The 10,958-nt window shown below is 73.7% G+C and carries 10 protein-coding genes; 3 read left to right on the forward strand and 7 right to left on the reverse strand.

What is annotated here, in order from left to right; all coding sequences use genetic code 11:
- The 3 genes from IIE03_RS10910 to IIE03_RS10920 all read right to left on the reverse strand — a co-directional run.
- On the reverse strand, positions 1 to 792 hold a 792-nt coding region (locus IIE03_RS10910; RefSeq protein WP_192862789.1), incomplete at its 3' end, for a glycosyltransferase family 2 protein.
- The gene (locus tag IIE03_RS10915; RefSeq protein WP_192862790.1) at positions 789 to 2,477 is read right to left on the reverse strand and encodes a carbamoyltransferase family protein; all 1,689 of its coding nucleotides are present in this window, start codon (positions 2,475 to 2,477) and stop codon (positions 789 to 791) included. The genes IIE03_RS10915 and IIE03_RS10910, both read right to left, overlap by 4 nt.
- A gap of 115 nt (positions 2,478 to 2,592) precedes the next feature.
- Complete coding sequence (locus IIE03_RS10920) at positions 2,593 to 4,011, reverse strand: FAD-dependent oxidoreductase (protein ID WP_192862791.1); 1,419 nt, start codon at positions 4,009 to 4,011, stop codon at positions 2,593 to 2,595.
- 186 nt (positions 4,012 to 4,197) lie between these two features.
- Between IIE03_RS10920 and IIE03_RS10925 the strand changes: the two genes are divergently transcribed.
- On the forward strand, positions 4,198 to 4,986 hold the full coding sequence (locus IIE03_RS10925) for a PAS and ANTAR domain-containing protein (RefSeq protein WP_192862792.1): 789 nt from the start codon (positions 4,198 to 4,200) through the stop codon (positions 4,984 to 4,986).
- Positions 4,987 to 5,099: 113 nt separating this feature from the next.
- On the forward strand, positions 5,100 to 6,065 hold the full coding sequence (locus IIE03_RS10930) for a TIGR03557 family F420-dependent LLM class oxidoreductase (protein ID WP_192862798.1): 966 nt from the start codon (positions 5,100 to 5,102) through the stop codon (positions 6,063 to 6,065).
- Between the two features lie 50 nt (positions 6,066 to 6,115).
- Here IIE03_RS10930 and IIE03_RS10935 read toward each other — a convergent pair whose 3' ends face one another.
- From IIE03_RS10935 to IIE03_RS10945, 3 genes are all read right to left on the reverse strand, one after another.
- Complete coding sequence (locus IIE03_RS10935; protein ID WP_192862793.1) at positions 6,116 to 7,216, reverse strand: FUSC family protein; 1,101 nt, start codon at positions 7,214 to 7,216, stop codon at positions 6,116 to 6,118.
- Between the two features lie 80 nt (positions 7,217 to 7,296).
- On the reverse strand, positions 7,297 to 8,355 hold the full coding sequence (locus tag IIE03_RS10940; protein WP_192862794.1) for a DNA topoisomerase IB: 1,059 nt from the start codon (positions 8,353 to 8,355) through the stop codon (positions 7,297 to 7,299).
- Between the two features lie 23 nt (positions 8,356 to 8,378).
- Positions 8,379 to 8,648: a DUF7218 family protein gene (locus tag IIE03_RS10945; protein WP_192862795.1), complete on the reverse strand. Its 270-nt coding sequence runs from the start codon at positions 8,646 to 8,648 to the stop codon at positions 8,379 to 8,381.
- A gap of 298 nt (positions 8,649 to 8,946) precedes the next feature.
- On the opposite strand from IIE03_RS10945, the gene IIE03_RS10950 reads away from it, so the two are divergent.
- On the forward strand, positions 8,947 to 9,396 hold the full coding sequence (locus tag IIE03_RS10950) for an SRPBCC family protein (protein WP_192862796.1): 450 nt from the start codon (positions 8,947 to 8,949) through the stop codon (positions 9,394 to 9,396).
- A 127-nt stretch (positions 9,397 to 9,523) separates the two neighbouring features.
- Here IIE03_RS10950 and IIE03_RS10955 read toward each other — a convergent pair.
- A partial coding sequence (locus IIE03_RS10955) for a GH1 family beta-glucosidase (protein WP_225997599.1) occupies positions 9,524 to 10,958 on the reverse strand: 1,435 nt, incomplete at its 5' end.

Here is a 10,958-nt window from a genome sequence, read left to right on the forward strand (position 1 = left end):
GGCGGCGAGGGCGCCGCCGAGGGCCGTGAGTCCGGCCGTCACCGTGGCGGCATGCCACGCCATGCGTCCCGGCCCGGCCCCGGTGCGCCGCCGCCAGCGGCGTCCGTGCAGGGCGCGCAGCAGCGCGTCGTCCGCGTTCCCGGCCTGGGCCCGCACGCTCGCCAGGGCTCCCGCGGGGCGCACCGGGTGGCGCACGTGACGCGAGCCGCGAACAAGCCGCCAGCCGGCGTCGCGGAGGCGCAGCGCCAGGTCGGCGTCCTCGCGGTAGGCCCGGGTGAAGCGCTCGTCGAACCCGTGCACGGACTCCAGGGCGGACCGGCGGCAGGCGAGATCGGCGGTGGGCCATGCCGCGCGCTCCAGGCCGGCCGTGTTGCGTTCCAGGTCGGTCGGGGGCCGGTGCTCCGGCAACGGGACCACGATCCTGCCCTGCACCCCGGCGACCTCCGGGCCGGCGGCCGCCAGGTCCCGCCCGAGCGCCGCCGCCCAGCCCTGCGGGACCACGACGTCGTCGTCCAGGAACGCGACCCATTCGGTGCGGACGGAGCGGCGGCCGGCGTTGCGCGCGGCGGCCGGGCCGCGTCCGCCCGTGCGCAGCACGCGTACCCCCGGCACAGGCGCCGGCCCCAGGAGCAGCGGCGCGTTCCGCCCCCGGCGGGGGAACGGGCGGTCGTCGACGACGACGACGACGTGCGGCCGGGGCCCGTCGCCCAGCGCCACGTTCAGCGACGCGAGCAGGGCGCCCAGCGCGGGCCGGCCGATGGTGGGCACCACGACGGAGTACGACGGCGTCACGGGATCACCTCCCCCGGTGCGGGGCCGGCCGCGAGGTCCGCCCGGCGCACCAGGTGCGGCCCGAGCACCAGCACGTCCACCGGTACGGAGCCGAAGAGCTCCAGCGCGTCCCGCGGGCTGTCCACCATGGGCCGGCCGGCCGTGTTCAGGCTGGTGTTCACCACCACCGGCAGGCCGGTCCGGTCCCGGAACGCCCGGAGCATCGCCTGGAGCCGGGGCTGGGAGTCGTCGACCGTCTGGATCCGCGCGGTGCCGTCCACGTGCACGGTGGCGGGGATGCGGTCGCGCCACTCGTCCGCGACGTCGTGCACGAACAGCATGTACGGGCTGGGGACGGGCCCGCCGGAGAAGATGCGGGGCGCGTCCTCCAGCAGCACCATCGGCGCGACCGGCCGGAACTGCTCGCGGCCCTTGACCAGGTTGAGCCGCTCCGTGTTGGCGCGCCGGCCAGGGTGCGCCAGCAGGGAACGCTGCCCGAGCGCACGGGGCCCGAACTCGGAGCGGCCGTCGAACCACGCCACCATGCCGTCCGCCGCCAGGACGTCGGCCACCTCGCGCGGCAGGTCGGCGGGCGTGGTGAACGGGATACGAGCCGTGCGCAGGGCCTCGGCCAGTTCCCGGTCGGACCAGGAGCGGCCGAGCGCCGCCGAGCCCATGGGCTCGACGGGGACACCCGCCTCGGCCGTGAGCTGGAGGGCCGCCCCCAGGGCGGTGCCGGCATCCCCGGCGGCCGGCTGCACCCACACGTCGTCGAACGGGGCCTCCCGCCACATCCGCGAGTTCGCCACGCAGTTCAGCGCGGTGCCGCCGGCCAGGGCCAGCGCGTCGTCGCCGGTCCGGGCGTGCAGGGCGGTGGCCAGTTCGACGAGCACCTCCTCCAGGCGCGCCTGGACGGAGGCCGCGAGGTCGGCCCGGTCGGCCGCGGGCGTGCCGGCCGCGATGTCCGTCCCGGTCGCGCCGGGCGCCGCCGGCGCCGCCCAGCGCGACCAGTCGGGCGCCTCGGCGACGAACCCGCCGTCGGGCGTGGTCCGCAGGTACTCGCGCAGGGGCGGGAGGAACCGCGGGTCGCCGTACGACGCCAGGGCCATCACCTTGTACTCGTCGCTCGAGCGCAGGAAGCCGAGGTGTTCCGTCAGGGACTCGTACACGAGGCCCAGCGAGTAGGGCAGGTCCTGGCTCGCGAGCATCTCCAGCCGCCCGTCGTCGTACCGGCCCGCGAGGTAGGAGGACCGCTCCCCGCGGCCGTCGAGCGACATCACGCTGCACGTGCCGAACGGCGAGGCGAGCGCCGCGGACGCGGCGTGCGCCACCTCGTGCGGCACGAATCGCACGACCGCGGGGCTCAGGCCCGGCAGGGCGGTCGCGATGAACTGCGGCGCCCGTTCCGCGTAGCGCAGGCGCAGCCAGTCCCACGGATCGGGCAGGCCCATCTCGTCCGACGGCTTGGCCAGGCCCGGGTCGAACGAGTAGGCGACGGCGTCCAGGTCGGCGGGTTCGAGCCCGCCTGCCTCCAGGCACCAGCGCATCGCCTGCTCCGGCAGCTCCCAGGCGGCGAAGGGGACCGGGCGCTTGCCGTGCTTGCGCCGGGAGAACCGTTCCTCCTCGGCCGCCGCCACCACGCGCCCGTCCACGACGAGCGCCGCCGACGGATCATGGAACAGCGCGTTGACCCCGAGAACTCGCACAGTGACCTCCACAAGTGGTCGTCACCGGGCTTCTTCCGGTTCACTCACGCTCTCAAGCCATGGAACCACTCGCATCTTGAACCGCTTCTCGGTGCCTCCACGGCATCCGGGCAGGTCAGCGTGGGTTCAGCCCTTCCGTGGCGGGCCCCTCGAGCAGTGCGCCGTCGGCGGCGAACCGGGAGCCGTGCACCGGGCAGTCCCAGGACTCCTCCTGCTCGTTCCACCGCACGACGCCACCGAGATGGGGACACACGCGCGACACCCGCCGGGCCTCGGCCCGCTGTCCCGTGGGACGCGTCGCGGCGCACGCCCATCCCTTGGCCTGCTCCCCGAACGTCGCCGCGGCCCGGGTGGTGGGAGCCGCCGGGCGTGCCCACGGCTCCAGGTCCGCCGCCCACTCCACGGGGTCGCCGAGGATGCGGCCGGCCAGCGCCAGGCCCGCGGCCGCGGCGTTGGTGAGACCCCACTTGGCGTAACCGGTCGCGACGAGCAGTCGCTCGTCGCCCGGCACGGCGGGCCCCACCAGCGGCAGCCCGGTGTCGCTCGTGTAGTCCTGGGCGGCCCAGGCATGCAGGGGAGCGCCGACCGGAAGCCGCGCGCCGGCCCACTCGTCCAGCGCCGCCAACCGCCGGGAGGGGTCGCGTTCCCGGCCGACCGGGTAGCCCTCCCCGCCGACCACGAGCAGGTCGCCCGCCATGCGCAGCGAGCGCACCGGCGTGCCGGCCGTGATCGACATGGTGTCGTCGAACCCCAGCGGCAGGGCGGCCGGGTCGGGGACCTCCCACGTGGTGAGGAGGCTGCGCCCGGCCTCCAGGCGCAGGAACAGGCCGCCGAGCCGGCCGGGCGGGGCGCCGGTGGCCAGCACCACCCGGCCGGCGAGCACGGTGCCCCGGGTGGTGCGCAACGCGACACCCGAGCGGAGCCGGCGCACCTCCCGCACTCGCACGCCGTCGTGCACGGGGACGCCGCGGGCGCGGAGGCGGGCCCGGAGCGCCGAGAGCATGCGCAGCGGGTTCGTCTGCCCCTGACCCGGCAGGCGCACCGCGCCGAAGGTCTGTCCGGGGAACGGCGGGTTCTCCTCCCAGCGCGCCGCGACGTCCTGCGCCGCGCACGCCAGGAGCACGTCGTCGATGTCGCTCACCTGTTCCGGCGTGGTGGCCACGGTGAGGTCGTCGCGGTTCTCCACGGGGACGCCGAGGTCGTCGAGGGTGCGCCGGAGCCAGCCGAGGCCGGCGAAGTTCGCGGCCAGGTAGGAGCGCAGTACCTCGTCGCCGTACCGGGCGATGCGGGCGAGCCGCGTGCCCTGCAGCACCGACAGCTTGCCCGTCGAACGCGCGGTGGTGGTCGCCCGGGTGGTCCGGGCGTCGAGCACGACGACGTCGACGCCGGCCTCCCCGAGCAGAGAGGCCGTCGTGACGCCGGTGAGACCGGCGCCGACCACCACGACGTCGGCGCGCAGCGGTCCGGGTGCCATGACGTCCGGCGTGCCCGCCCCTTCGGGGACCGGGGTGCGGTGGCGGGATGGGTTGCTCATGGTGTGCCTCCTGCGCGGGTGGTCGCTTCCCGGGGCAGACCTCCGAGCGTGACACGGAGTCCTCTCACTCGCAGGGGACACGCGATCTGCCAGGTACGGTGTCCCTTTTCAGGTGAAGGCTCTACACTCGGTCGCGAAGGAGTCATGAAGCGGCTTCAGGTCCCGTCCCGGATCTGAGAGGTTCCCATGTCCCCTGTCAAACAGTCCGATCCCGTCGTCGAGAGCTGTGCCGAGAACGGTGTCAAGAACGGTGCCGCGAACGGCACGCCCCTTGCGCTCTCCGCCGGTGACCTGGTCGACGCCCTCGGTGTCGGGACCAACCTGCTGGTCGGTCGCTACTGCGTCGAACTCGCCTCGGGCGACTGGTGGTGGTCCGACGAGGTGTACGCCATGCACGGCTGGAAGCGGCACGAGGTCGAGCCGAGCCTTCAGGCACTCCGGTCCCGCAAGCACCCCGACGACAGGGCGCGCATGGTCCGAGCGGTCGGCGACGCGCTGCGCGCCGGGCGCCCGTTCGCCTGCGGGCACCGCATCGTGGGCAGGGACGGCCGCACCCGTTCGCTCGTCGTCACCGGCCAGGCCCTGCGCAACGCGCCGGCCGGCACCCGCGAGGTGGCCGGCTACGTGGTCGACGTGACGCCCGTGCAGAAGGAAGCCCTCGACCGGCGCGCGGCGTCGGTGGTGAACCACGCCTTCGTCAGCCGCGCCGTGATCGAACAGGCCAAGGGCGTCGTCGCCGCGGTCCGCGGGGTGGACGCGGGCGCGGCGGAGCAGGTGCTGCGCGACGCGGCCGGCGAGGTCGGCGTCCCGTTGCGCGTCGCGGCCGACCAGATGACCACCGCGCTGCGGAAGAACGAGAAGTCGGGCCTCACGCCCGCCGTGCTCTCCCGGGCCCTGGACGCCATCCACCCCGTGGAACGCCCGCACGGCCGCGACCCGCTGCTGACCCGGCGGCCCCGGTCGGCGGCTCGCTGAGCTCTCACCGGGCGCCGCCCGGGCTCGCACGCCGCGAACGCGGGACGGGCGAGTGGCGGCGGCCCTGCCTAGGGTCGAGGACGTCCGTGCCCGGCACCTACGGCAAGGAGCAGATCATGCGCATCGGATACACCCTCATGACCGAGCAGAGCGGTCCGCGCGAACTGCTGCGGTACGCCGCCGCGGCGGAGGACGCCGGCTTCGACTTCGAGCTGTCCAGTGACCACTACAGCCCCTGGCTCACCGAGCAGGGACACTCGCCCAACGCCTGGGTGCTGCTCGGCGCCGTGGCCCAGGCGACCCGCGACGTCGAACTGATGACCTTCGTGACCTGCCCCACCATGCGCTACCACCCCGCCGTCGTGGCCCAGCAGGCCGCGACGCTGCAACTCCTGGCCGACGGCCGGTTCACCCTCGGCCTGGGCAGCGGCGAGAACCTGAACGAGCACGTCGTCGGCGAGGGCTGGCCGAGCATCGCGCTGCGCCAGGACCTCCTGGAGGAGGCGGTGCACATCATCCGCGAACTCCTCACCGGCGATCTCGTCACCTGGGAGGGCGACCACTACCGCGTCGACTCCGCCCGCCTGTGGGACGTTCCCGACGCCGGCGTCGAGATCGGGGTCGCGCTCTCCGGGGACCGCGGCGTCGCGCGCTTCGCCCCGATCGCGGACCACCTGGTCCAGGCCATGCCCGACGGTGACGTCGTCCGCGGCTGGTCCCGTGAGCACCCGCGCGGCTCCCGGGTCTACGGCCAGCTGCCGGTGTGCTGGGACCCGGACGAGCAGACGGCGATCGAGCGCGCCCACGCCGAGTTCCGCTGGTTCGGCGGCGGCTGGGCGGTGAACGCGGACCTGCCCACGCCGGCCGGCTTCGCCGCGGCGACGAGATTCGTGCGCCCGGAGGACGTCGCGTCGTCGATCGCCTGCGGCCCCGACCTCGACAAGCTGGCCGAGAGCGCCCGGCCGTTCCTGGACGCCGGATTCACCGACCTCGCGATCGTCCAGATCGGGGACCACCACCAGGACCGGTTCCTCGCCGAGGCGGCCCGGCCGCTGGCCGAACGGATGCGCTCCCTCTGACGCCGCGCGGCCCGGCCTGCCCCCCCCGACGTCGTGCCGCCCGGCCCGCCTCACGAGGCCCGGAGGGCGTCGCTGCCTCGCCGGAGCGCGACGATCAGCGCCGCCGCGACGAAGTAGTCGTGCCCGGGGGTGCGGCCGGCGGCCCCGACCTCGTCGCTCAGCGCCCGCACCGCTCCCGTGAACCTCGCGGTGACTTCCTCGTCCGGCTCGTCCTGCCCGTCCGGCGCGCTCCTGGCCAGGGCTCGCGCATAGGCCCGCAGCGCCGCGGCGAGCGCGGGCCGCAGGTCCGGGCCGAACGCGACCTCGGTGCGATCCCGGCGTTCCCAGTCGGCGAGCAGGCGCACGACGTCGTCGACGACCTCGGCCGAGACGCCGAGCCGGTCCGCGCGCCGGATCTGCGTCGTGGTGCGCTCACGGAAGCGGTGCTCGCGCCGGTTGGCACGCGTCGCCTCCCGCAGGTGCGCGACGGCGTCCTCGGTGTGCCGGAGCGTCGGGACCAGCGCGCGGCGCCGCTCCTCCCACTCGTCCGCCGCGAGCGGACCGTCCGACTCCAGCTGCGACGCGAGCGTGCCGACCTGCTCGACCAGGGCGCGCCGCAACCGGTCGAGCGCGACGTCGGACGGGGTGAGCGGCAGCGGTGGCGCGATCAGGTTCAGCACGACGCCGATCGCCGCGCCCACGAGGAGCAGCCCGGCGAAGGCGGTCGGATACTCGAGATCGTGCGCGCTGCCCAGCAGCAGCACGAACAGTCCCGCCGTGACCGCCCAGCTGCCCATCTCGCCGAGCGCCCGCCAGGCGGCGAAGAGCATGGTGACTCCCACCACCAGCCCCACCGCGAGCGTGCCCGGCAGCCCCAGGCGATCGATGCCGAGCGCGATCGCGGCGCCGAGCAGCACCGCGATCATCGCGTGCGCGGACTCCCGGGCCGACCGGATCGTCGTGCTCGACGTCGCGGCCACGGCCCCCAGCGGCGCGTAGTAGGCGTAGTCGGACAGCGGCGCGGGCGCCAGCTCACCGGCGAGCCAGGCGAGCGAGGCGGCGACCGCGCCGCGCGCCGCGAGCCCCCATCGCGGGTGCCGCAGCGCCGTGACCAGACGGGCCGGGTGGCCGGTGGCTCCCGGGTCGCTGCCCGGTCGGTGTCGTCGTGTCATAGGTCGTGTCGTGCGACGCGTCGTCGTGCGATGCGTCGTCGTGCCGTGGTGCGGTGCGGTCGTGTCCGTGCCGGGTCCCGTCAGGAACCGGAAGGCAGACCCTGGGCATGGTGTGGATCGTGCGAACGTTCGGCGGCCGTCAGGACCTTCAGGAGCGCGCGCTCGTCGGCGTCCATCCAGCGGGACGCGCGGGAGGCGTTCGCGCGGGACAGCTCGATCAGCCGGTCGAGCTCCGGCCGGTCGTCCGCGAGCAGCACGGGATGGACGTAGCTCTTGCGGCACACCGCGGGCGTGTTGTGCAGGTGGCGGGCGGCGATCCGGACGGCCTCGGCGGTCTGTGCCTCGTGCTCGCGCCGCCCGGCCGGGGCGAGGCGGCGCAGGTGCCCGAGGACGACGGCGCTCGCGCCCCACGTCCGGAACGTCTTGGCCGTGTAGTCCGCCCCGGTCACGCGGCGCAGGTAGTCGTTGACGTCGCTCGATCCGATGCTGCGGCTCTCGGTGCCGTTCACGTACTGCAGCAGCCGCTGGCCGGGCAGGTCCTGGCACCGGCGCAGGACGTTCGCCACCCGCCGGTCCTGCACGACGACGTCGTGCGGCGCTCCCGCCTTGCCCGGGAAGCGGAACCGCACCTCGGCGCCCTCGATGACGGCATGCCGGCTGCGGAGCGTCGTCAGTCCGAACGAGTTCCCCGACCGGACGTACTCGTCGTTGCCGACCCGGATCAGCGTCTCGTCGAGCAGCCGGACGACGGCGGCGACCACGCGGTCCAGCCTCAGGCGCGGAGTGCGCAGGTCGGCGTCGACCTGCTTGCGCAGTGCCACGAGGACGGCGCCGAAGCCCGCCAGTTCGTGGAACTTGGCGGCGTCACGGTACCGGCGCCACTGGCGGTGGTACCGGTACTGCTTGCGGTTCTTGGCGTCGCGGCCGGTGGCCTGGAGATGGCCGGCGGGGTCCGCGCAGATCCACACGTCGGTCCACGCCGGCGGGACGGCGAGCGCGCGGATCCGCGCGAGGGTCGCCGGCTCGGTGATCCGCGCGCCCTGGTGATCGACGTACGAGAAGCCTCTGCCGCGCCGTCGGCGGCGAATACCTCGGTCGGCGTCACAGCTGTGGACCAGGGGATCGCCGGCGGCATCCATCCGCATCCCTCCTGCCGCGGCGGTCAGTGGTTGCGCAGCGCCTTGATGAGGTCGGCCTTGCGCATCGACGAGCGGCCCTCGATGCCGATCTCGGCCGCCCGCTTGCGCAGCTCCTCGACGGTCCAGTCGTCGTAGGCGGGTGCCTTGCCGCCCTTGCGGCCGACCGACTTGCGGGAGGAGCCCGCGGCGGCGTTGGCGATGCGCGCCGCCTTCTCCTTGGAACTGCCCTCGTCGCGCAGCTCCTCGTACAGTTCCTTGTCCTTGACGCTCGGACCGGGGTCTCGCTTCGGCATGACCACTCCTTCCCTCGGCCGGACCTGGCGGCCCGGCGTCATCATGCGCACCGGCGACGGTCAGGGTGTGCCGCGGCTTTCGGCGCGAGGTCCTGGTAGAAGGACGGCAGTCGTCGACCGGCACGCAGTTCCAGGCTGGCACGAGGTGGGGCCACTCGCAGCGCGCCGCGCGTGTCAGCCGCCCGACGGCGGTTCGGGCGTGGCGGGCCGCTGATCCGGTTGTGGCGGGTGACCTTCGGCGAGCGAGTGGCGAGGTCCGGGTTCACGGTGGAAGGACCCGGAGAGGAAGGAGAGGCTCGTGGCCAGCATCACGAAGTCGATCGACGTCGATGTCCCGGTGAGAACGGCGTACAACCAGTGGACGCAGTTCGAGGAGTTCCCCCGGTTCATGGAGGGAGTCCAGGAGATCCGTCAGCTCGATCCGACCCACACCCACTGGAAGACGGAAGTGGGCGGTGTCGAGCGTGAGTTCGACGCCGAGATCACCGAACAGCACCCGGACGAGCGCGTGGCGTGGAAGAGCCTGTCCGGGCCCGCTCAGGCCGGTGTGGTCACCTTCCACCGGCTCAACGACGACCAGACCAGGGTCACCGTGCAGCTCGACTGGTCGCCCGAGAGCGCGGCCGAGAAGGTCGGCGCCGCGGTGAACTTCGACGAGCACCGCGTCCAGGGAGACCTCGAGCGCTTCAAGGAGTTCATCGAGTCCCACGGCGTCGAGACCGGGGGATGGCGGGGGGACGTGGGCTGAGAGCGGGGTCCTCGGCCCGGAGGCGCGCGACGGGCAGGTCAGGAGCTCTTCTGACCTGCCCGTTCGCTGTGCGCCCCGGGCGCTGGGCCGGACCCGGTGAGCGGTCGGGTCCGGCCCTGCGTCCGCATCAGTGGGGTTCGGTGTCGGTCACCGCGGGGAGTGCGCCTGTCGTGGCCAGGCGGTGGTACCAGTGGGCGGAGTCTTTCCAGAGGCGTTCCTGGGTGTCGTAGTCGACGTGGATGATGCCGAAGCGGCGGTCGTAGCCGTAGGCCCACTCGAAGTTGTCCAGCAGGGACCAGGCGAAGTAGCCGCGCACGTCTGCGCCCTTGTCGCGGGCCAGGCCGAGTGCCTCGACGTGGTCGTGCAGGTACTGCACGCGGCGGGGGTCGTGCACGCGGGCGACGCCGTCGGTGACGGTGACCTCGTCGTCGAACGCGGCGCCGTTCTCGGTGACCATGAGCGCCAGATCCGGGTAGCGGTCGTGCAGTTGGAGGAGCAGGTCGGTCAGGCCGGCCGGTTCGATGTTCCAGCCCATGGCGGTGTGCGGGCCCGGCTGGGGCAGGAACTCCACGTCCTCGGCGCCGATCCACGGGTTGCCGGCGGAGTCCTTGTGCCCGTCGGCCTGCTGCCGCTGCCCCTGGCCCGACCAGGCGCGCACGCGGGCGGTGGAGTAGTAGTTCACCCCGAGCACGGTCAGCGGCCGGTGGATGGCCTCCAGGTCACCGTCGCGCACGAACGACCAGTCCGTCAGCGAGGCGGTGCGCTCCAGCAGGCCGGCCGGGTAGGCGCCCTCCAGCAGCGGCCCGAGGAACGACTCGTTGGCGATCTCGTCCGCCTTGCGCTTGGCCTCCAGGTCGGCCTGCGAGGACGGGTCGTCGGGCCGCACGACGTGCAGGTTGAGGGTGATCGACACCTTGGCCGACGCGCCCAGCACGTCCCGGATCTCCCGGACCGCCAGACCGTGGGCCAGGTTCAGGTGATGGATCGCCCGCAACGCCGCCACCGGGTCGCTGATACCCGGGGCATGCACACCCGAACCGTAACCCAGCAGGGCCGTGCACCACGGCTCGTTCAGCGTGGTCCACACCTCCACCCGGTCACCGAACTCCTCGGCCATGCGGCGCGCGTAACGCGCGAACGCCTCCGCGGTGGCACGATTCGTCCAGCCGCCCGCGTCCTGCAGTTCCTGCGGCAGGTCCCAGTGGTACAACGTGACCACCGGCTTGACACCCACGGCCAGCAAGGCGTCCAGCAGATCGGAGTAGAAGCCGATCCCCTCCGGGTTGAACTCACCACTACCCCCGGGCTGCACCCGCGGCCACGCGATCGAGAACCGGTAGGCGTCCAGACCCAGGTCCGCGATGTGCCGCACGTCCTGACGCCACCGGTGGAAGTGGTCGTCGGCCACGTCACCGGTGTCACCATTCAGAGTCTTGCCCGGCGTGTGAGAAAACGTGTCCCAGATCGACCGACCCCGACCACCCTCCCCCACACCACCCTCGATCTGATACGACGCCGTCGCAGAACCCCACACGAAATCGGCAGGGAAGGTACGGGTATCG

This window comes from Myceligenerans pegani (genome assembly GCF_014892515.1).
GTDB lineage: Bacteria > Actinomycetota > Actinomycetes > Actinomycetales > Cellulomonadaceae > Myceligenerans > Myceligenerans pegani.